Below are 22,187 nucleotides of genomic sequence, written 5' to 3' on the forward strand. Positions count from 1 at the left end.
ACATATTTCCCCCTAGTTTTTAATAATGAATTTTATTTTTGTAGTAAATCCGTGATCCCCTTGGTAGGTTACAGTGCCACCAATAATAGCAAGTCTTTCTTGCATCTGAGTTAGACCAAATCCAGGCTTGATAGTTGGACTACCTTTACCGTTATCGTGAATTTCAATATAGTAGTATTTATCATCTTTAGTCATTCTTATCCAAATCTTTTCAGCATGACCATGTCTAATAGAATTAGTAATGGATTCTTCGATAATTCTAAAGACGACATTCTCAGTAGTCTTTTCCAAATCAACGCCTTGCCATTGAAAATCCAGATCAATTGTTAAAGTTGGAATATTATCATAACGACTAATCATATCAACGATCGAATCGTATAAGGATAATTTTTCTAAAGCTCCGGGACGCATTTTATTTAATGACTTACGTACATCTACAATACCTTGACGTACTACCTCAGATAAATTCCTTAATTGCTCCTTGGCACTATCTTTATCCATATCAATTAGCACTAAGACAGCATCAATACCAGCTGAAATTCCGGTTAAAGCATGGCCTAGAGTGTCGTGTATTTCCCGGGAAATACGTTTACGTTCACGCAATTCGGCATTCTCTTCGGCAACACTAATATAGTGCTGAAGTTCGACATTAGCGTGATCGGCCATTCTAAGCTCTTCTTCGATATTGCGTTTCTCATTTGTTATATAAACGACATGTGTAAATAAGGCTAAAGTAAAAATAACGATACTAATAATAAAAAGAAATAGACGCATTAGAGATAACAGAGTTGCCACATGACTCGGTAAAAAGCTAATGTAAATTTCTAATGATGGTAAGGAAATTAAAGTTGCCAAAAAATTACTATTTGATACTAGTAAGCATACCGAAGCAACGATAATGAAAATCAGCCAATAAAATTTATTACTAATGGTGTGGAAATCATCAGTTGAAAAAAAGATATCAGCAAAGGCTAAGAAGACTAAACCACCATAAGTTGCCTTAGTTAGCCAAAAAATTAATACTATTAGTAATAATTCTAGCCAGAGTAATTTATTCGTCTTTTTATTGGTTGAGGTTCGGCGTAAATAGATGACAGTAACTAAGCATCCAAAAAGTACAAATACTACCCAAAAAAGTAATCTAAAATTACCAGGTATGACCTGTAATTGTTGTAAGAGATACAAGCTAAGATTCTTTTTTGAAATGTAACTAGTAATTAGTAAATATAAGGACACATTAAACATTACCGAAACAAAATTAATCATTACTAACAACCAATACACATAGGTCGCTTTGGTTAATCTATTCATCATTGCCACCCCGATACATCATAATCATTGATATTTTTCTTTGTCAGCAAGAAGACTGGTACAACAACATCTTTGGGAACTTTTTTTCCTTTGACGAGCTTATAGCAGACTTGGATCGATTTTTGGCCTAATTTAATAGGAGATTGGGCTACTGTTGCCTGTGCATTAGGATTACTTAGTAGTAGATGCTTCATATTAGTTGAGCCATCGATTCCATATACCATAATTTTATTGTGAAGATTTAGGGCGTCCATAGCAGCTAATGCCCCAACGGCACTTTGATCATCCATTGCCATAATAATATCAAATTTATCAGGATTGACTTTTAGCAGTTCTTGTACATTTTTTAAAGCCACGTCAGTCTGACCTAGAGTTTCAAGATTTTCTGTAATCTGATAGTTAGGATTATCTTTAATTTCGCTAACAAAGCCTCGATATCGTTCTTTCACAGACAAAGCATTCCAATGACGAAGAACTAAGATTTTAGCTTGAGGAGAACTTTTCATCATATATTTCGCATCTAATACGCCAGCTTTAAAATTATCAGAAACAACATTGGCATTAACAAAAGAAGAATTACTCAACTGACTGTCTACAACGACAATTTTTATACCTTTATCATGGGCAATTTTTAAAGCATGTTGGATTTGTTTGCTTTCACCATTCACAGGGTTGATTAAGATGACGTCTACTTTTTTGTCAATAAAGTCATAAATTTGTTGGCATTGTTTAGAAACGCTTAATCCTGGATCACGAGTATATAAGATGTCACCATTTTGACTAACTTGTTTTTTGACTTCCTCATTAATAGTTTTATAAAAGCTATTGTTGAGGGTCATGTAGGTTGAGCCAATCTTTACTGGCTGTTTCACAAAAGGCATGTAAAACGAGCTAATCCAAACAACAAGTATGATACCTAATAAAAAAATAGCGATTGAGATTAAGCGAACGAAAGCTTTCTTTTTTATGAACTTTGTTAATTTATACTTCACAATAATTCTCCTAAAAGCGTTTTATATCTTGATTATATCATTTTTAACATAGCTATGAATGTGATAAATGTCATAGGAGAGTACGTTAAATCATAAATTTTTGTGTCTTTTATCATATTTAAGAGAAATGATATTGTGATTGAGGTCACTTGTTGAGATTTTAGAAATCGTTTACACTTACGAAGTAATAATTATTTATCAGTATTACGCATAGAAATTATTATTTACATATTATTAGAACTGATAACATATCTGTAAGGAGGAGTACTTATGGTAGGAGTTATTCTTGCTAGTCATGGTGGTTTTGCAGATGGTATTCATCAATCTGCTGAAATGATCTTTGGACCTCAAGAAAATTTTAAGAGTTGTATCTTAAAACCTGATGAAGGCCCAGAAGACGTTAAAAAGAAGATGCAAGAAGCTGTTGCAAGTCTTGATAATCAAGATGAAGTTTTGTTTTTAGTAGATTTATGGGGTGGAACACCTTTTAACCAAGCTTCAAGTTTAGTTAAAGAACATGAAGATAAGTGGACAATTGTTGCGGGAATGAATCTTCCAATGGTAATTGAAGCATTAACACAACGTTTCTCAGTAGAATCTGCTAGAGAAATCGCTAGAGCAATTGTTCCAACTGGTAATGACGGTATTAAGACATTCCCAGAAGATGCAATGCCAGTTAAAAAAGAAGCTGATACTAAAGCAGTTAAGACAAGTGGTAAAAAGAAGACAATCCCTGAAGGTACTGTTTTAGGCGATGGACATATCAAGTATGTTCTTGCTCGTGTAGATACACGTTTACTTCACGGACAAGTTGCTACAGGTTGGACACATACTACTCAACCAAATCGAATTATTGTTGTTTCAGATACAGTTTGTCATGACAAGTTGAGAACTAGCATGATTAAACAAGCTGCACCTAATGGGGTTCGCGTAAGTGTAGCACCTATCAAGAATATGGCAAAGGCTAATAATGATCCTAGATTCGGTGATACTCGTGCGATGCTCTTGTTTGAATCAGTTGAAGATGCTTTAGCAGCTGTTAAGGCAGGGGTAGAAGTAAAAGAGATTAACCTTGGTTCTTCTGCTTATAAAGAAGGTAAAGTTAACGTAACAAAGGCTTTATCATTTGATCAAACAGACGTTGATTCAATTAAAGAATTACAAAGTATGGGTGTAAAATTTGATGTTCGTGGGGTTCCAGCTGATAGTCCTGCAAATATCGATGATTTAATTAAATTAGCTGAAAAGAAATTAGCTGAGAAAAATTAATTTTGGAGGTTTAATGAAATGAGTACGATTCAAATTATTTTAGTCGTTATCGTAGCCTTTATCGTAGGATGTAGTTCTGTTAACGACCAAATCGAAACTTATCAACCAGTTGTAGCTTGTTCTTTAATCGGACTTGTTACAGGTCAACTAGAACTTGGCGTTATGCTAGGTGGTAGTTTGCAATTAATCACAATGGGTTGGGCTAACGTTGGTGCTGCTATGGCTCCTGACGCAGCTTTGGCCGGTGTAGCTTCTGCAATTATTCTTATTGAAGGTAACCAAGGTGCACAAGGTATTGGACCTGCTATCGCTTTGGCTGTTCCTTTGGCTGTAGCTGGTTTAGGTTTGACTATGATTGTTAGAACAGCAACAGTATTTATCGCACACATTATGGATAAACGTGCTGAAAAAGCTGATATCAATGGTATTCAAGCATGGCATTTTATCGGTATGACTTTACAAGGTCTACGTGTTGCTATTCCTGCTTTACTTTTGATGTTAATCCCTGTAAGTCTTGTACGCCAAGGATTGGAAGCAATGCCAGAATGGTTAACAGCTGGTATGACAATCGGTGGTGGTATGGTTGTTGCCGTAGGTTATGCCATGGTTATCAATATGATGTCCAGTCGTGAAGTATGGCCATTCTTCTTCCTAGGTTTTGCTCTTGCTGCTATTAAGCAACTAACTTTGATCAGTTTAGGTATCATCGGTGTATGTTTAGCCATATTATTCCTTGCTCTTGAAGGTAGTGGTGGTAGCTCAAATGGCTCATCAAATGGCTCTGGCGATTCAGATGATCCACTTGGAGATATTTTGGAAGACATCTAACTTAGGAGGGGAAAAACAATGGAAGAAAAGAAAATTAAATTAACAAAAGCTGATCGTTTTAAAATGTTCTTGCGTTCTTACTTTCTATTAAGTTCCTTTAACTATGAACGTATGCAAAATGGTGGGGTTGCTTATACTTTAATCCCTGCAATTAAGAAACTTTATTCAAGTAAAGCTGATCGTGCAGCTGCTTTGAAGCGTCACTTAGAATTCTTTAACACACATCCTTTTATGGCAAATCCTATTTTTGGTGTAACACTTGCCTTAGAAGAAGAACGTGCTAACGGCGCAAACGTTGATGATGCTGCTATCTCTGGTGTTAAAATTGGTATGATGGGACCTTTAGCTGGTGCTGGTGACCCACTATTTTGGTTCACATTACGTCCAATTATGTTATCATTAGGTGCAAGTCTTGCTGTATCTGGTAACGTTGCTGGTCCATTTGTATTCTTCATTCTATGGAATATCATGGCAGCTGCTGTTAAGTGGTATACACAAGAATTTGGTTATCGTGCTGGTACTGCTATCACTGATGACTTATCTGGTGGTTTATTACAAAAGGTAACTCGTGGAGCTTCCATGATGGGTATGTTCGTTATCGGTTCCTTGATTCAACGTTGGGTATCTATCACATTTACTCCAGTTGTTTCTACTGTTAAACAACAAAAAGGTGCTTACATTGACTGGGAAAAACTTCCAGCAGGCGCAAAAGGTTTGAAAGAAGCATTTACACAATATGCAGCTGGTCGTTCATTGAGTGAAACAAAAGTTACAACTTTACAAGATAACTTAGATCAATTAGTTCCAGGTTTGGCTGCTCTAGGTCTAACATTCTTATGTATGTATCTTTTGAAGCATAAAGTTTCACCAATCGTTATTATTCTTGGAATCTTCGTATTAGCTATTGTATTCCACGTAATTGGTTTACTATAAAAAAGAAAGGTTGAGATTTAAATGGTTAAGTCACTAAACACAAAAATGGATATGTCTTGCAAAGGTACATGGTATCGTAATGGTCCTTTTTACGGGAATATCATGGTTGGTGACAATGCCTTTGAATTCTACAACGAAACAAAGTTACAAGATTATATCCAAATTCCATGGGATGAAATAACCTATGTAGTCGCAGATGTATATTTCGGTGGAAAGTACATTCCACGTTTTGAAATTCGAACAAAAAGAAACGGTAAGTTTAGATTCTCAGCTAGAAATAGCCGTCAAACTTTGAGAGCTATTAAGGCTAGAATTCCACGTGAAAGTTTACGTAAGGCACCAAGTATGGGATTCATTCTCAAGAATAGATTTAAGAATTTGGGTAAAATGATTTTAAAGAAAAAAGCTTAATAATGTGAGGTTGGGAAAAACTAATGATTTTCAGCTTCTAAAAATAATTCGACTCCAAAATTTTGAATTATTCAAAATTTGGAGTCGAATTTTTATTATGTCTTTAGACCTGGTTGAGTACGCTAAAACGTACGAAACAAAAAACCGCTCGCTATGCGAGTGGAAAATGAAGTATTATATATAAATTACTCTTTTGGTTTTAAGATTAAGTTGTTCAGGCCAAAAAATAAAAAAGAAAAGAGATAATTTGAAATGGCTAATAAACTAAATAGTTTAGCCCATACAAAATGGTTATGTAAATACCATATCGTATTCACTCCAAAGTATAGACGTAAAATAATATATTATCAATACCGAAAAGATTTAATAGAGATTATAAAGTTATTATGTCAATATAAAGGAGTAAAAATTATAGAAAGACATATGATGCCAGATCATGTACATCTTTTAGTAAGTATTCCCCCAAAGCAGAGTGTATCAAGTTTTATGGGATACTTAAAGGGGAAAAGTGCATTGATGATGTTTGATAGACATGCGAATTTAAAGTACAAATTTGGAAATAGACATTTTTGGTCTGAAGGGTATTATGTTAGTACAGTAGGATTGAATGAACAAACAATTCGAAAATATATAAGAGATCAAAAAAAACATGATTTATCGATAGATAAATTGACAACTAAAGAATATTCAGACACTTTTAAGGGTAATAAGTTAAAGTGATACTAATACCACTTAAAGTGGTGGCAAAGAAATCATAGCAATTTGGCTTGAAAGAAGAGAAAGCCAGCGCCTTGAGACGCTGGCTGTTCTTAACGGCTTATAGCCGTGGAGCAAACCACCCGTTTTACGGGTGGTTATGATTTAGGACAGAGTTTTTTCCCATCCTCTTTTAATTTTTTATTAAGAAAATATTAAATATACTTAAAACTCTAATTAATTATCTAACATACTGCTCCCCCCCGCTAAAAAATTAAGATATAATTCTGTGGTATATTTCAAAAATGGAGGAGAGTATATGAGAAAGGCTAATTTAGGTGACTCTACCATTATAATGTTCAAAGATATCTATAGATATGGGAAAAGAATGAGTAGACCTAACTATTGGTGGGGAATGTTGGGACTAGCTATAATATTAGTTCTTGACTTTTTGGCATTGGCTATTCTCCCAGACATTTGGTTTATAAATGTTATTATTTTGGGTGTGCTTTTAATTTTATTGCTTGCATATTTGTCAGCAACAGCGAGAAGACTTAGGGATGTTGGATATAGTGGATGGTTTACTTTCCTATCTTTTATTCCTTATTGCGTAGGGCTAGTAATACTTTTGTTTTTTACATTAAAACCTACTAAGAAAGAAAACAATAAGTATGCAAACGATGTGCAATCTAACTTTGGCAAGTTTCTTACACAATCGAACAAGCTGTTTGTTGGGTCTTTATTAGCATTTGCTTTGTTATTTGGTATTATTGGTGCAACAGGTACTAATGATAACAAACAACAGAGTACCAACTCTTCTGCTGTAAGTAAACATAGTGCTAGTTCAAAGCATGAAACCAATAAGAACAACGATGAGAAAAAGATAGGTGTCAAAGGGTTCTACACAGTAAAAATAAAAGATATAAAAGCTAATGATGATAATAACTTCGTTATACAAGGGACTACTAAAGCGCCTAATAATTCTAAAATTATAGCAGTTGCTACAGGTGGAAGTTTAAATGATGCTAGTATACCTAACGCTGAGACATACAAGTATTCCAGAGTAAAAAATGGAGAATTTAGCGCTGAAATTGAGAAAAGTCCTATAGGTGATAAAATTCATGCAAATAAACAATATAAGTACTATATTGTTGCTACAAATAAAAATACTGATAGTACACCTGGCGAATTCGTAGATGATAATGTACTTAAAAGTATGAAGCATACTAAAATACATAAAATAAAAGTTACACAAGATATTTTAAATAAACCAGTATCAGCTAAGCCTAATATTAGTCCTGATCAAGCCTTATATGGGCTAAAAGGCTCTAAAATAAAAATTATAAACAATTATGATGCATTTTCACAAAACATAACTAAATATTTCTACAAAAGAATTTCATTAACTAATGACGTAGTTGTTAACGTTGAAGATAGTGGCAATAATACCAGCATAATTACAGTTGCTGTTGATGGTGATACAAATAAACTTTTATTAGTTGGGGTACCAGCTTCAGCAATGTCATTAACAACATTAGATAAATTATCTAACGGCTCCAAGTTATCTGTATCAAGTACGGGACTTATTTTAGGTAAGCATGTAACGGATCCTTACAGTGGGCAAAGTATTCCTGCAATTCAAGCAGAAGCAATAGATTTGCAAAATTAGAAAATTCAGACGAATTAAAGAAATAGAGCAATAAGGTGCTAGCTCAAAGTGGGTTAGCACCTTATTTTAGTATGTTAAAGTGCTGACAGATGTATTTTAAGAGGCTGGAAAAAAGTCTCAAAATTCAAAAACTGTTAGAAATCACGTTAATAAAAACGTTGATTCCTAGCGGTTTTTAATATAACTATTTTCTAAAATTTATCTGAAAATATAGTTTTTTCCATCCTCTTTTTTTATGAGGTTGTTGGAAAAGTAGATTAAATCTGATAAAGTTAAACTGATAATCAGAGGAATGGAAGTGATTAAAGTGAGAAAAATTATTTTTTTGGATATAGATGGAACCTTAGTAGATTATGAAGGAAAAGTTCCAGAAAGTGCAGTTGAAGCAATTAAAAAAGCCAGGGGAACATGTCTAATTTAGTAACGACTCATGAAGTGAAAGATAAAGTTGGTGGCAATTTTGCAGCAGGGGCTAAGAATCCATATCTAGAATACTCAGAATGGGGCTGGGCAGCTGATCCAACAGGCTTACAATACTATCTTGAATTAATGTATGATCGTTATGAATTGCCAATTATGGTAGTTGAAAATGGATTGGGTGCTGTTGATAAGTTAGAAGATGGCAAAGTTCACGATAGCTATCGAATTGACTACTTACGTCAACATATTCAAGCAATGGCAAAAGCTGTTGAAAATGGAGTTGATTTACGAGGATATACAACATGGGGATGCATTGACTGTATTTCGGCTGGAACAGGTCAAATGTCAAAGCGATATGGTTTTATCTATGTAGATCGTGATGACAAAGGAAATGGAAGTTTGGAACGTTTAAAGAAAGACTCATTTTATTGGTACAAAAAAGTTATTGAATCAAATGGTACAGATTTAGATTAGAATTAAAAATGGACTGATATGTATAGTGCATATCGGTCCACTTTGCTATATAAAAAGACTTAAGAGTTTAAATCCTAAGTCTTTTGGTAAGTATTATATTTTATTGAAGCACACGAACTGCGAAAGATGGTTGGAAGTATTGAGTGCTACCAACTTTTACACTTTCACCAGGTTCTGGAGCATGGATAAAGCTACCACCACCAGTTGCGATTGCAACGTGGTAGGAAGAACCTTTAGCACCCCAGAAGTATAGATCTCCTGGTTGAGCAGCAGATACAGGGATAACTGTACCAGCATTTTCTTGAGCTGTTGTTACACGAGGTAAGTTAACACCATAGTGTGCGTATACGTATTGTACTAAGCCAGAGCAGTCAAAACCAGATGGTGTAGATCCACCCCAAACGTAAGGAACACCAATGAATGATTGTGCGTAACTAATGATTGCACTAGCTGAAGCAGAACCAGTATTAGTTGTTGTAGTTACGTTAGAAGTATTAACTGTTGTAGCGTTGTTGTTTGTAGCTGCAGTATTAGTTGTAGTTGCTTGTTGAGTATTGTTTGTTTGAGCAACAGAACTGGAGCTAGCAGCAGAACTACTTGATGCTGCTGGAGTAGTTACAGTTTGTTGTTGACTGCTACTTGTTTGGGCAACAGATTGTTGTGAACTACTTTGAGCAGCTGAACTAGTAGTTGCAGTATTATTTGTAGCAACACTATTAGAAGAAGAACTTTCTTCTTGGCTAGGTGTCTTTGTAGGGTTAACAATTGTTAATGTTTGTCCTGGTAATAATGTGGCACCAAGATTATTATTTGAACGAAGAGAATCAATTGAAACTCCAAAACTTTGAGCAATAGAGTACAATGAGTCACCAGCTTTAGCTGTGTATTGTACTTTTTGTGCATTGTCATCTTTTACTTCAGAACTACTTTGAGTAGTTACCTGTGAAGAACTTTGTTGAACTGCAGAACTAGAGCTAGCAGCAGGTTGTTGAGCAACAGAACTGCTTGAACTTGTAGTAGCAGCTTGTGAAGCAGCTGGAGTAGTTACAGAAGAACTAGTAGCTGTTGTTGCAGCAGAGCTACTTTGAGCTGTTGAAACGGCTTGTGAACTGCTGGAAGCAGAAGTAGCTTGTGCTTGACTGCTTTGATTATCAGTTGCTGGAGTAGTAACAGCTGCTTTATCTTGTACTTGTTGTTGAGTACTTGATGTGCTTGTAGCAGCAGCTGAAGTTAACTTAATAACTTGTCCAGGATAGATAATGTCACTAGCATTCAAGTTGTTCAAAGATAACAACTCATCAAGAGAAATGTGATTATTTTGGGCAATTCTCCATAATGTATCACCACTCTTGATGGTATAAGTAGATTTATTATCATTTTTATTTACAGTTTGAGAGCCATCCTTTGAAGGAATTTGTAAAGTTTGACCTGTAATAATTAAATGATTGCTGTTAATACGGTTTAACTTTTCAATAGATTGAATAGAAACACCATACTTCTTGGATAAGGCCCAAACTGTTTCATTTTGCTTAACTTTATGTGTAGTAGTTGAATCGGCATTAGCGGCAGTACTTGATGCCAGAAGTACTCCTGCAGCACCGACTGTACCTACTAATAACTTCTGTGCTGTTTTTTTCAAGTAAGTCACTCCTTAATATAATCTCTGAAGATTATAGTAAATTATTTTAACATCTACATTGTACCCCTTTTTTATTGCAAGTAACTATATAAATATATTACATTTATGTAAAATCTTGTAATAATTGTGTGCTAAATAAAATAATAAGAATATAGCTAGATAGGACAATGAACCCTAATTCTAAATAACTCATTTTTGAAGTTTTAAATTACATAAATGTTACATAAAAGTTAAATTATGATAGTGAGGAGTTAAGTATTACAGGAAGTAGCGAATATTATTAAGAAAATAATTGACAATTATTTGAAATTACGATAATTTTTAAAGTAGTAATATTAGATTATTATTAGAAATATTTTTATATTATATAATAATGAATATCATATTGTTACTGAATTTTTATTTTGGAAGGTGAAGGAAATGACGAAAGTATACAACTTTTCAGCTGGTCCAGCTGTGTTACCAAAAGAAGTTATAAAAAAGGCACAAGATGAACTAACTTCTTTTAAAGGTAGTCAAATGAGTGTAATGGAGATAAGTCATCGATCTTCGCTTTACACAGAAATGTTTCAAAAAGCAGAAGAAGATTTGAGATATTTAATGGAAATTCCAGATGATTATGATATTTTATTTCAACAAGGTGGAGCAACTTTACAATTTACGGCAGTTCCACTAAATTTAGCTAATAATTATCGAAGAATCGGATATATAGATACAGGACATTGGTCTCAAAGAGCGTATCAAGAAGCAGAATTATTACATAAATTTGATGTAGATGTTGTTGCAAGTTCTAAAGATAGTAACTACACTGAGTTAGTGCATCAAGTTGAATTGGAGAACAAAAATTATGATTATGTTCATTTAACTACTAATAATACAATTGAAGGAACAATGTATCGAAAATTACCTTCTGGACTTGCCGGACAAACTGTTGTAGCAGACATGTCGTCTAATATTTTAGGACAAAAATATAATATAGATGATTTTGGATTAATTTACGCTGGTGCTCAAAAGAATATTGGTATTGCAGGACTAACAGTGGTGATTGTAAAACGTGATTTAATTGGGAAAGTAAACAATTTACCTTCAATGTTAGATTACAAGAAGCAAGCTGATAAGCAATCAGCTTTGAATACACCACCAGTTTTTGCGATTTATATGGCAGGATTAGTATTTGAATGGTTAAAAGAACAGGGTGGAGTAGCAGCGATGCAAGCTCTAAATGAAGAAAAATCACAATTACTATATGAATATTTAGATAATTCTACATTATTTAGTTCTCCAGTAAAAAGAGAAGATCGTTCATTAACAAATATTCCTTTTGTGACTGGCAATAAGCAGTTAGATGAAAAATTTATAGCAGAAGCCACATCAGCAGGACTATTGAATTTAAAAGGACACCGTTTAGTAGGTGGAATGAGAGCTAGTTTATACAATGCTTTTGAACTAGAAGGTGTAAAAGTATTGGTAGATTTTATGAAGGAATTTGAGTTAAAAAATAAAGGGGAATAATATAATTATGAAAGATATAAAAACTTATAACGTAATTGCACAAGAAGGACTAGATGAATTACCAGCAGATATGTACACGGTGAATAAAAGTACTAAACCTGATGCTTTGTTGATTAGAAGCCAAGATATGCATAAAACACCTTTTGGAACTAGTGTTTTAGCGATTGCTCGAGCTGGAGCAGGAGTAAATAATATTCCTTTAGAGAAAGCAACTTCACAGGGAACTGTAGTTTTTAATACTCCAGGTTCAAACGCAAATGCGGTTAAGGAACTTATTATAACAATGCTATTACTATCTGTTAGACCAGTTTTTGCATCTGTAAAATGGGCCCAAAAATTAGCTGGGGCAGATGTTTCTTTACAAACAGAAAAAGGTAAAAATCATTTTGCTGGAACTGAGTTATATGGAAAGAAAATAGGGATAATCGGTTTAGGTAATATTGGTTCACGTGTGGCTAAGGCATGTATGGATTTGGGGATGAAAGTAATTGGATATGACCCATATATTTCTGTTGAAAAAGCATGGCAACTTTCCAATGATATTCCTAGAGCTGAAAGTTTGGAAGAATTGCTAGAACAAAGTGATTTTATTACTATTCACATTCCTTACACTGATAAAAATAGAAATATCATTGGTGAAGATGAGATTAATGTGATGAAAGATACGGCAGTATTACTCAATTATTCACGCTGGGGAATTGTGGATGAAGATGCAGTAATCAAGGCACTTAATGCTAAAAAATTACGTTTATTTATCACAGACTTCAGTTCTGAGAAAATTTTAAATAACAAACAAATAATTGTAACTCCTCATTTAGGTGGAACAACAGAAGAAGCAGAAGTTAATGGAGCTAAGATGGCTGCTAATACTTTGAGAAAGTATCTTGAAACTGGAGATATTGTTAATTCCGTTAACTTGCCAAATGTAGAAATGGCATTCGATGCTCCATTGCGTCTAACTCTTATTCACCAAAATGTTCCTAATATGGTGGGTAGAATTACTACTATTTTGGCTAAAGAAGAAATAAATATTGATAACATGATTAACCGTTCACGTGGTAAAATTGCTTATACAATGATTGATGCTGCGGATATTTCAGAAGAAAAGCTCAAAGAACTAAAGAAAGAGTTACTAGAAATTCCTGAAGTTATTCGAGTTCGAGCATTGCATAATCCTAAAATTGTGAAATGAGATGATTAAAACGGCTGATGAATTTCAAAAGGTTTTTGAAGAGATAAAGCTAGATCCTCAAAATCAAGAATACACTGAAAAGGGGATTGAACCTCTATATTACGCTAATCCTAAGGCTAAAATATTAATAGTGGGTCAAGCACCTGGACAAAAAGCTCAAGATACGCATATGGTCTGGAATGATTTGAGTGGAGATAGGTTGAGGACATGGTTAGATGTGTCTCGCGATGAATTTTATAATTCAGATTTATTTGCGATTATGCCAATGGATTTTTATTTTCCAGGCAAAGGTAAGGGGGGAGATCTGCCACCACGAAAGAATTTTGCAGCAAAGTGGCATCCAAAGTTAAGAAAGTTAATGCCAAATATTGAATTAACTATTTTGGTAGGTAGCTACGCTGTTAAGAAATATTTGAATCTAAAAAGTAGTGCTAAATTAACTGATATTGTAAAAGATTATCAAACGTATCTGCCAGAGTACTTTCCTTTGGTACATCCTTCACCTAGGAATTTAATTTGGTTAAAGAAAAATCCATGGTTTGAGGAACAAGTAGTAAAAGACTTACAGAAATTAGTATCTGAGATTAAGAATAAATAATAGTCTGGCAAAAATGTCAGGCTATTTTTTTGATCAAATTTGGTGTTATACTTAGATTGAAAGAGTTTGATAGAAGGTTGGAAGGAAGTAATACTATGCTAAAAAATCTAAATTTAACTTTTGGACCTGAAAAACAACTACAAGAAATTATTGAAAACAATAAAGATCGTCAAATGGTACTATTAGAATCTGTAACTGATTCAGAAAAGTTTGCACTATTAGATGTTTCAAACGAAGAAAGTATTTTTCATAGTCAATTAGATTATCGAATCTATCACACGATAAATCTTAAAGAATGGGATGGATATTTTGAATTTAGATATATAACTTTGGATACAGAGCAACAAAAAATTTTTAATGCTCATTTAGATAAATGGGATGATTCATTCAATCGTCCAGTTGGTTTAAAATCTACACTTGTTGGCCATGATGAGAGAAAAGACTATGAATTCTTGATGATTAATATCTGGGAAGATCAAGAAGATTATGTCGAATGGGAAAATGAAAGTGACAATGAGTTCAGAGAATTCGGCCATGGCGGAAATGCTAAAGCATTAGTTGCACAATATAAATTGGTAAAAAATAAAGAATAGTTTAAAGGGTATGTTGATATTGAAGTGCCCTTATATCTATTGAATTTACTAGGTTTCATAAGAATGTTAAATTAATAGGGTTAAGACCTAAAATACAAAAAATATTTTATAGTACTTATAAATCTATCAGAAATTTTCTGGTAGATTTTTTTTAGTGTAAAAATTTTTGAGTTTAAGATATATTATGGTTGATAATGTAATATTATATGATATATAATATAGTTGAAGATAAGATATAAAAGAAAGTGAGGGATGATGATGAAAATTCAAGTTAGTTCTGATTTACTAGATGGTTTAGTATTAGCGCTTTTAGATAAGCAAGATTATTATGGATACTCATTGACACAGGATATGCAAAGAGCAATTTCAATTTCAGAATCAACACTCTATCCAGTATTACGCAGGTTAAAGAATAATGGTTTATTAGAAACATATGATCAATCATATCAAGGGAGAAATCGTAGATATTATCGCATAACAAATAGTGGTGAAGAACATTTAGGAAGAGTTAAAAAAATGTGGAGCGACTACAAAGTTAGTTTGGATTCAATTTTCGAAAAAAATAGAGAGGGGGAATAATAATGAACTCAGAAATAACAAAGTATCTACAAGAATTAAAAAAATATTTAAGACGTTTAGATGATAGTGAGATCAAAGATATTGAGGATTTCTACACAGAATATTTAGAAGATGCAGGGGTACAAACACGTGCAGAAATTGAAGAAAAAGTTGGGACACCTAGACAATTAAGTCTACGAATACTAGCAGATTATTCATTGAAGGATGATGGTAAGGAAAGTGGTGGCATTTTACCTAAGACAAATATCAAGACTGCTTGGCTAATCATTTTGGCATTACTTGCAACACCAGCAACTTTAATTATAGGGGTAGCCTTACTAGGAGTTTTAGTAGCAGCAATTGGTGTAGCTTTTGCAGTAGCAGTAACAATTATTGCCTTAGCTGGAGCAGCTATCTTTATAACTCTAACTAGCTTATATGTGGGAATATTCCTATTATTTATAAAATTAGGAGTGGGACTATTTTATCTTGGAATAGGAATTATTGGTATCGGAGCATTAATGGTTATTCTACCAATAATTTACTTGATAATAGTAACAGTTGTAAAAATGGTAGCGAACTTCATTCGATATATTTACAGACGTTTCAACAAAAAGGGGGTTAGATAGCTATGAAAAAGACAATAATAAGTGGTTTTATAATTTCCATTATTGGCGCTATTTTATTAGCAATTGGCTTTGGGCTTAAAGGAAATAAAAGTATTGTTTTTGAAGATTTAAAACCTGTTATTGCAGATAGTACTAAAGTTACTCAAGCTCATACCTATAAAGACATTAATAAACTTGATATAGATGTTAAGGATGTTAATGTGGAATTTAGAGAAGGAAAGAACTATTCTGTAAGGTACGAAGGTGCAAAATCTAGCTCCCCAACGGTAAAGAAGTCTGGCAATCAACTCCAAATCAAAGGACGTTTAAGTAGTCATAGTATAAGATTTAATGGAATGAGCATGTATAATGATTATTATCGAAATTCTGATCGAAATAAGATGATAATTACTTTACCAAAGGATAGTAAATTAGATGAACTAAATCTTAAATTATCTGATTCTTTATTATCACAGGTTAATATGACAGGAATTGAAGCAGATCAAGTTAAGGCATCTATTCATGATACTAAACTAGATTTAAGAGATGCTAATTTTGGAAATGTAGAATTATCTGCAGGTGATTCAGATATTAGTATGACCAATACGGTGTTAAGCAATGGTAAGTTAGACTTAAATGACACAGATGTACGCTTAAATGGTGGATCATTGATGCAAGTTGCAATGAATATTACTGACGGAGATGTGGATTACAATAATTTGTCTATTCAAGGTGGTAACTTACGTAATAATGATGGTGACATTAAGATGAGTAATACACAAATTCAAGGTGGATACAAGATAGATGATACTGACGGAGACGTACTAGTTTCTCGTGTAACAGTTGATGGCTATCGAGTTCAAAGTAATGATGGCGACGTAAGATTATTTGAACAAACAACAAGTAATGGTAATGTTTTAGAGAAGAATTCTAACTCAGATAATGTATTAGATATTATAAGTAATGATGGCGATATTACTGTAAATTAATTAAGGAGGAGACAAATATGAAAAAATTGACTAAATCAAATGATAAAGTTTTGACTGGTGTATTAGGTGGTTTTGCAGAATATTTTGGAGCAGATAAGGCTCTAGTTAGAATTATTGGTGCTGCATTGATGATGGTAACTGGATTCTTCCCAGGCAGGAGTATTCCTTTATATTATTGCAGCAGTAATAATGCCAGAAAAAACAGACAAAGATAATGACGACGTAATTGAAGGCGAATTTCACGAGAAATAATGAGTATCAAAAAATATGTTTAGGAAACTGAGCATACTTTTTTATTAGCAGGTATTTCGGATTTTAAATAAAGTAATTACTGAGTGATAGCAAAAGAGCAACACCTTAGTCAGTATTATAATCATGATATACTTTCAAATACTGATATGTTTAGAAAGCATGAGGCTAAAAGGGTTAAATATTACTTTGACGTATGATACAGTAGACTTGTAGGAAGAAAGATAATGATTTCTCGAGAAAAAAGATAGAAAAGTGTACAAAACTATCAGTAATTATCATTGTCCTACTTGAAAATAGTAGTGAAGTTAGAGCTAGATTTAAGTATGGAGTGATAAAATATGGAAAAAGTACAAGAATTACAAAGATTAGTTGTAGAGTTATATGACAGTTTTGAAAATGATAATCGTAAAGGTGTAGAAGAAATTCGTCAAGTTCTAGCAAATGTAAATGAAAAGTATAAAACGAGTAGTCATCCATTGGCTTGGACAGGAAGATTGGTACTTTATCTACAAGTGAATGCTGTGAAAAAAGACTTATATTTGACACCAGAACAAAAGGATATTATCAAGGAATTGGCTAGAATTGGTAAAAGAACAAATTTGAATTATGTTTATCTTAGTCCAGTGGATGATGCTAAACAATTTGTTTAGTTAAATAATTAATAATAGTTTGAAGTCAGCGAATCAAATTTTTGATTAAATTTGGTTCGCTGATTTTTTTATGGATTAAATATACGAAATTATATTTTGTAACATAAATGTAACATTCTTAACTTAATTTTCTCAACGTGTGCAACAGCATCTTGGAAGTATTGGTAGAATTGGTTTTTCACGACATGCACATATTGAGTAAAAATGATTAGATTATGAAAAAATATCTTATTCACAATTAAACGCATTGTTAAATAAGCGTTTTCATAAACAGCATAAAGATCTTTGTGAATTTTGGAATAATTATTTTATATGTTGAAAAACAATATTTTGCATGATATTATTATCTCGTAAATTAAAGAAAACGTTTTCTTGAAAGAGGTACATAAGGAGGTCCAATGATGTCAGATAAATATATTATGGCTATCGACGAAGGTACTACAAGTACACGTGCGATTATCTTCGACAAAAAAGGAAATAAAGTTGCTGAAGGACAAAAAGAATTTCGTCAATATTTCCCTCAACCAGGTTGGGTAGAACATGACGCTAATGAAATTTGGAACGCAGTATTATCAACAATAGCTAATTCTTTTATTAGCTCAGGGATACAACCAAAACAAATTGCAGGTATTGGTATTACTAACCAACGTGAAACAACTATTATTTGGGACAAAGAAACAGGATTACCAATTTATAACGCTATTGTTTGGCAATCAAGACAAACAAGTGACATTGCACAAAAATTAATTGATGAAGGTTATTCTGATACTATTCATGAAAAGACAGGTTTAATCATTGATGCCTACTTCTCAGCAACAAAGATTCGTTGGATCTTAGATCATGTAGAAGGTGCTCAAGAACGTGCTGAAAAAGGCGAATTATTATTCGGTACGATTGATACATGGCTTACATGGAAATTAACAGGTGGTAAAGTTCACGTAACAGATTATTCTAATGCTAGTCGTACAATGTTGTTCAACATTCATGATTTGAAATGGGATAAAGAAATTTTAGAATTATTGAATATTCCTGAAGCTCTATTACCAGAAGTTAAAGGAAATTCTGAAATCTATGGTCAAACTGCAGCATACCACTTCTTTGGTAGTCAAGTTCCTATTTCTGGTATGGCTGGTGACCAACAATCTGCTTTATTCGGTCAATTAGCTTTAGAAGATGGAACAGTTAAGAATACTTATGGTACAGGTTCATTTATCGTAATGAATACAGGTAATAAACCAGTTCTTTCTAAGAATAACTTGTTAACAACTATTGGATATTCTATCGATGGCAAGATTAATTTTGCTTTAGAAGGTTCAGTATTTGTATCTGGTTCAGCACTTCAATGGTTAAGAGATAGTATGGAAATTATTGAATCAGCTCCTGAATCAGAAAGAGCAGCTAATGAATCAACTAACCATAATGAAGTTTACGTTGTTCCAGCCTTTACAGGTTTAGGTGCTCCTTACTGGGATAGTGATGCTCGTGGGGCAGTGTTCGGATTAACACGTGGTACAACTAAGAATGACTTTATTAAAGCTACTTTACAATCACTTGCTTACCAAACAAGAGATGTATTAGATACGATGGAAAAAGATACAGGTATTAAGATTCCAGTCCTTCGTGTTGACGGTGGAGCTGCTATGAATAACTACTTGTTACAATTCCAATCTGATTTGCTTAATAAGTCAGTTGAAAGAGCTGGAAACTTAGAAACAACAGCTCTAGGTGTAGCTTTCTTAGCTGGATTGGCAGTTGGTTTCTGGAAAGACACAGATGAATTGAAAGAATTATTTACAGTTGGTCGTAGATTTGAACCAGAAATGTCCGATGATGCTAGAGAATATCTATATGCTGGATGGAAGAACGCAGTAGAAGCAACACGTATATTCAAACATAAAATAAACGAAAATCTTTAGGAGGAAGATACAATGACATTTTCAATTAAAACACGTAAAAACACAGTTGATAAATTAAAGAATGAAGAATTAGATTTGTTAGTAATTGGTGGGGGAATTACAGGTGCAGGTGTTGCCCTCCAAGCTACAGCTTCCGGTTTGAAGACTGGTTTAGTTGAAATGCAAGACTTTGCTGAAGGAACAAGTTCTCGTTCTACAAAATTAGTTCATGGTGGTATCAGATATCTAAAGACATTTGATGTAGGTGTTGTTGCAGATACTGTACAAGAACGTGCAGTTGTTCAAGGAATTGCTCCACATATTCCAAGACCTTTCCCAATGTTATTACCTATTTATGATGATCCAAGTTCAACATTCGACATGTTCAGTGTTAAGATTGCGATGGACTTATATGACCGCTTAGCTGGAGTAACAGGCACACAATATGCTAACTACACAATTTCTCGTGAAGAAGTATTACAACGTGAACCAAACTTGAAGAGCGATAAGTTATTAGGTGCAGGTGTTTACCTTGATTATGTAAATAATGATGCTCGTCTAGTTATTGAAAACATTAAAGAAGCTGATGAATTAGGTGGCTTAATGGCTAGTCACGTTAAGGTTGTAGGTGTTCTTCATGATGATAATGGTCGCATCAATGGCGTAAAAGCTAAAGATTTATTAACAGACGAAGAATTTGAAATCAAAGCTAAGATGGTAATTAATACTACAGGTCCATGGGTAACTAAGACATTAGGCTTAGATGACAAGAATGGCGAAGGTGAAGTAATTCGTCCAACTAAAGGTGTGCATTTAGTTGTAGATAGCTCACGTCTAAGAGTTCCTCAACCAACATACTTTGATTCCGGAATTGGTGACGGTCGTATGATTTTCGTTGTTCCACGTGAAAACAAGACATACTTTGGTACAACAGATACAGACTACACTGGTGACTACAAGCATCCAAGAGTTGAACAAGCTGATGTAGATTACTTATTGAAAGCTATCAACAACAGATACCCAGAAGCTGAAATTACAATTAACGATATCGAAGCAAGCTGGGCAGGTTTAAGACCACTTCTATCTGGTAATGGAAGTTCAGACTACAATGGTGGTGGATCTAACACTGGTAAAGTATCAGATGAAAGTTTCGAAAACTTAATTAAGATAGCTGTAGCATACAGTAAAGATGAAGCAAGTCGTGGTGAAGTTGAAAAATCAATCAGTAGCTTGAAGACAGCTTCAGCAGAAAAGACTCTAAGCCCATCACAAGTATCTCGTGGTTCTTCACTTAAAGTAGGTGATGATGGTTTAATCACACTTTCTGGTGGTAAGATTACTGACTATCGTAAGATGGCAGCTGGAGCAATGGAATTAATCCGTAAGTTATTCAAAGAACTATTTAATAAAGATGTACGCGAAGTTGATTCCAAGAAATTACAAGTTTCAGGTGGACACTTCGATCCTACAAACGTTGATGAAACAATGAAATTCTACCAAAAGATTGCGATGGACAAAGGTATGCCAGCTGCAGATGCTGCTGACTTAGCAAATCGCTTCGGTTCAAACACAAGTCGTGTAATTTCTTACGCAGATGATGTAGAAGCAGCTCCAGGTTTAACTTTAGCTGACACATTGAGCTTACACTACTCTGTAAATGAAGAAATGACCTTGAATTTAGTAGACTTCTTATTACGTCGTACAAACTATGTTCTCTTCCATAAAGATGAATTAATGATGAAGAAGGATGCCTTTGTTGATGAAATGGCACGCATCATGGAATGGAATGAAGAAGAAAAAGCAGCTGCAGCTAAGCAATTAGATGAAACTATTGCAGAATCAAGCTTAGCATACTTGAAGTAAACAGCTGATAAAACTAAATTATAGAGGTGATTTGTGTGAACGGGTTTTTAGGAGAATTTTTAGGGACAATGGTCCTAATCGTACTAGGTGTGGGCACGGGTGCTGGTGTTAACCTTAAAACATCATATGCACGTAATTCAGGTTGGCTATTCATCACAATTGCTTGGGGTATGGCTGTAACATTTGGTGTTTATGTAGCTGGTAGCTTTGGTTCTCAAGGACATTTAAATCCTGCAGTTACAATCCCATTCGCAATCTTTGGATTCTTCCCATGGGATCAAGTATTGCCATACTTATTAGGTCAATTCTTAGGAGCTTTTGTTGGTGCTGTTTTAGTCATCATCCAATATGGAGCACAATTTAAGAACGCAAAAGACGCAAATGACGGTAATGTGGTAGGAATTTTTGCAACAGGTCCTGCGATCAACAATGGTTTATATAATTTCTTAAGTGAAACAATTGCAACTTTTGTATTCATCCTAACATTATTAAACTTAGGGGACTTTACAAAAGGATTGAAGCCATTGATTGTTGGTTTACTAATCATGGTAGTTGGTCAAGCTTTAGGTGGAACAACAGGATTTGCCTTGAATCCAGCTCGTGACTGGGCTCCAAGATTTGCTTACTCAGTATTACCAGTACCTAATAAAGGTGACTCAAACTGGGGTTATGCTTGGGTTCCAATGTTTGGACCATTAGCTGGTGGTTTAATCGCAGCTTGTGTTCAATATTTCTTAATGTAATAAGTAAATATATATTTCAGAGGAGAAGTGTAAAGGGTTTGCACTTCTCTTTTTTTATATATAAAAGTGTGCTACAATTTATCTTTTGAAGA

The 22,187-nt window shown here is 33.9% G+C and carries 20 protein-coding genes and 3 pseudogenes; 20 read left to right on the forward strand and 3 right to left on the reverse strand.

What is annotated here, in order from left to right; all coding sequences use genetic code 11:
* Positions 1 to 12 precede the first annotated feature (12 nt).
* Together FC55_RS04790 and FC55_RS04795 are read right to left on the reverse strand one after the other, a co-directional pair.
* Entirely contained in the window at positions 13 to 1,311 is a 1,299-nt protein-coding gene (locus FC55_RS04790) for a sensor histidine kinase (protein ID WP_035150024.1), read from the reverse strand.
* Positions 1,311 to 2,303 carry a substrate-binding domain-containing protein gene (locus FC55_RS04795; protein WP_003700743.1) on the reverse strand — a complete coding sequence of 331 codons (993 nt, stop codon included), beginning with the start codon at positions 2,301 to 2,303 and terminating at the stop codon, positions 1,311 to 1,313. Before FC55_RS04795 ends, FC55_RS04790 begins: the two co-directional genes overlap by 1 nt.
* A gap of 270 nt (positions 2,304 to 2,573) precedes the next feature.
* On the opposite strand from FC55_RS04795, the gene FC55_RS04800 reads away from it, so the two are divergent.
* The 8 genes and pseudogenes from FC55_RS04800 to FC55_RS04835 form a co-directional block, all read left to right on the forward strand.
* A complete protein-coding gene (locus FC55_RS04800; protein WP_003700744.1) occupies positions 2,574 to 3,572 on the forward strand; it encodes a PTS sugar transporter subunit IIB in 999 nt (332 codons plus the stop codon).
* Positions 3,573 to 3,590: 18 nt separating this feature from the next.
* The gene (locus tag FC55_RS04805; RefSeq protein WP_003700745.1) at positions 3,591 to 4,400 is read left to right on the forward strand and encodes a PTS mannose/fructose/sorbose transporter subunit IIC; all 810 of its coding nucleotides are present in this window, start codon (positions 3,591 to 3,593) and stop codon (positions 4,398 to 4,400) included.
* A gap of 18 nt (positions 4,401 to 4,418) precedes the next feature.
* A complete protein-coding gene (locus tag FC55_RS04810; RefSeq protein ID WP_003700746.1) occupies positions 4,419 to 5,333 on the forward strand; it encodes a PTS system mannose/fructose/sorbose family transporter subunit IID in 915 nt (304 codons plus the stop codon).
* 21 nt (positions 5,334 to 5,354) lie between these two features.
* Positions 5,355 to 5,744, forward strand: coding sequence for a DUF956 family protein (locus FC55_RS04815; protein ID WP_003700748.1), 390 nt, complete (start codon positions 5,355 to 5,357; stop codon positions 5,742 to 5,744).
* Positions 5,745 to 5,996: 252 nt separating this feature from the next.
* The gene (gene tnpA / locus FC55_RS04820; RefSeq protein WP_003700749.1) at positions 5,997 to 6,464 is read left to right on the forward strand and encodes an IS200/IS605 family transposase; all 468 of its coding nucleotides are present in this window, start codon (positions 5,997 to 5,999) and stop codon (positions 6,462 to 6,464) included.
* 295 nt (positions 6,465 to 6,759) lie between these two features.
* Positions 6,760 to 8,109 carry a DUF805 domain-containing protein gene (locus tag FC55_RS09740; protein WP_081036606.1) on the forward strand — a complete coding sequence of 450 codons (1,350 nt, stop codon included), beginning with the start codon at positions 6,760 to 6,762 and terminating at the stop codon, positions 8,107 to 8,109.
* Between the two features lie 292 nt (positions 8,110 to 8,401).
* Positions 8,402 to 8,512, forward strand: a pseudogene (locus tag FC55_RS04830) (HAD hydrolase family protein); the annotation flags it as partial.
* Between the two features lie 5 nt (positions 8,513 to 8,517).
* Positions 8,518 to 9,003: pseudogene (locus tag FC55_RS04835) on the forward strand (family 1 glycosylhydrolase); the annotation flags it as partial.
* A gap of 100 nt (positions 9,004 to 9,103) precedes the next feature.
* On the opposite strand, the gene FC55_RS04840 reads toward FC55_RS04835, so the two are convergent.
* The gene (locus tag FC55_RS04840) at positions 9,104 to 10,642 is read right to left on the reverse strand and encodes a C40 family peptidase (RefSeq protein WP_035150031.1); all 1,539 of its coding nucleotides are present in this window, start codon (positions 10,640 to 10,642) and stop codon (positions 9,104 to 9,106) included.
* A gap of 420 nt (positions 10,643 to 11,062) precedes the next feature.
* Here FC55_RS04840 and serC point away from each other — a divergent pair, with 420 nt between their 5' ends.
* The 12 genes and pseudogenes from serC to FC55_RS04900 all read left to right on the forward strand — a co-directional run bounded on the left by serC (position 11,063) and on the right by FC55_RS04900 (position 22,095).
* Positions 11,063 to 12,154, forward strand: a complete 1,092-nt coding sequence (gene serC / locus FC55_RS04845; protein ID WP_035150034.1) for a 3-phosphoserine/phosphohydroxythreonine transaminase — start codon at positions 11,063 to 11,065, stop codon at positions 12,152 to 12,154.
* 7 nt (positions 12,155 to 12,161) lie between these two features.
* A complete protein-coding gene (locus FC55_RS04850; protein WP_003700759.1) occupies positions 12,162 to 13,346 on the forward strand; it encodes a phosphoglycerate dehydrogenase in 1,185 nt (394 codons plus the stop codon).
* A gap of 1 nt (position 13,347) precedes the next feature.
* The gene (locus tag FC55_RS04855) at positions 13,348 to 13,944 is read left to right on the forward strand and encodes a uracil-DNA glycosylase family protein (protein ID WP_003700760.1); all 597 of its coding nucleotides are present in this window, start codon (positions 13,348 to 13,350) and stop codon (positions 13,942 to 13,944) included.
* A gap of 95 nt (positions 13,945 to 14,039) precedes the next feature.
* Positions 14,040 to 14,537: a hypothetical protein gene (locus FC55_RS04860; protein WP_034982288.1), complete on the forward strand. Its 498-nt coding sequence runs from the start codon at positions 14,040 to 14,042 to the stop codon at positions 14,535 to 14,537.
* Between the two features lie 258 nt (positions 14,538 to 14,795).
* Positions 14,796 to 15,116, forward strand: coding sequence for a PadR family transcriptional regulator (locus tag FC55_RS04865; RefSeq protein ID WP_034982287.1), 321 nt, complete (start codon positions 14,796 to 14,798; stop codon positions 15,114 to 15,116).
* 2 nt (positions 15,117 to 15,118) lie between these two features.
* A complete protein-coding gene (locus tag FC55_RS04870) occupies positions 15,119 to 15,724 on the forward strand; it encodes a DUF1700 domain-containing protein (RefSeq protein WP_003700765.1) in 606 nt (201 codons plus the stop codon).
* A gap of 2 nt (positions 15,725 to 15,726) precedes the next feature.
* Positions 15,727 to 16,692, forward strand: a complete 966-nt coding sequence (locus FC55_RS04875; protein ID WP_003700766.1) for a DUF4097 domain-containing protein — start codon at positions 15,727 to 15,729, stop codon at positions 16,690 to 16,692.
* Between the two features lie 17 nt (positions 16,693 to 16,709).
* A pseudogene (locus FC55_RS04880) lies at positions 16,710 to 16,899 on the forward strand (PspC domain-containing protein); the annotation flags it as partial.
* Between the two features lie 383 nt (positions 16,900 to 17,282).
* Entirely contained in the window at positions 17,283 to 17,594 is a 312-nt protein-coding gene (locus tag FC55_RS04885; RefSeq protein ID WP_003700769.1) for a bacteriocin immunity protein, read from the forward strand.
* A 401-nt stretch (positions 17,595 to 17,995) separates the two neighbouring features.
* Positions 17,996 to 19,510, forward strand: a complete 1,515-nt coding sequence (gene glpK, locus FC55_RS04890) for a glycerol kinase GlpK (protein WP_003700771.1) — start codon at positions 17,996 to 17,998, stop codon at positions 19,508 to 19,510.
* Positions 19,511 to 19,522: 12 nt separating this feature from the next.
* The gene (glpO, locus tag FC55_RS04895) at positions 19,523 to 21,352 is read left to right on the forward strand and encodes a type 1 glycerol-3-phosphate oxidase (protein ID WP_003700772.1); all 1,830 of its coding nucleotides are present in this window, start codon (positions 19,523 to 19,525) and stop codon (positions 21,350 to 21,352) included.
* A 35-nt stretch (positions 21,353 to 21,387) separates the two neighbouring features.
* Positions 21,388 to 22,095 carry an MIP/aquaporin family protein gene (locus FC55_RS04900; protein ID WP_003700773.1) on the forward strand — a complete coding sequence of 236 codons (708 nt, stop codon included), beginning with the start codon at positions 21,388 to 21,390 and terminating at the stop codon, positions 22,093 to 22,095.
* Positions 22,096 to 22,187: the final 92 nt, after the last annotated feature.

Source organism: Ligilactobacillus salivarius DSM 20555 = ATCC 11741, assembly GCF_001435955.1.
In the GTDB taxonomy this organism is placed as follows: Bacteria; Bacillota; Bacilli; order Lactobacillales; family Lactobacillaceae; genus Ligilactobacillus; species Ligilactobacillus salivarius.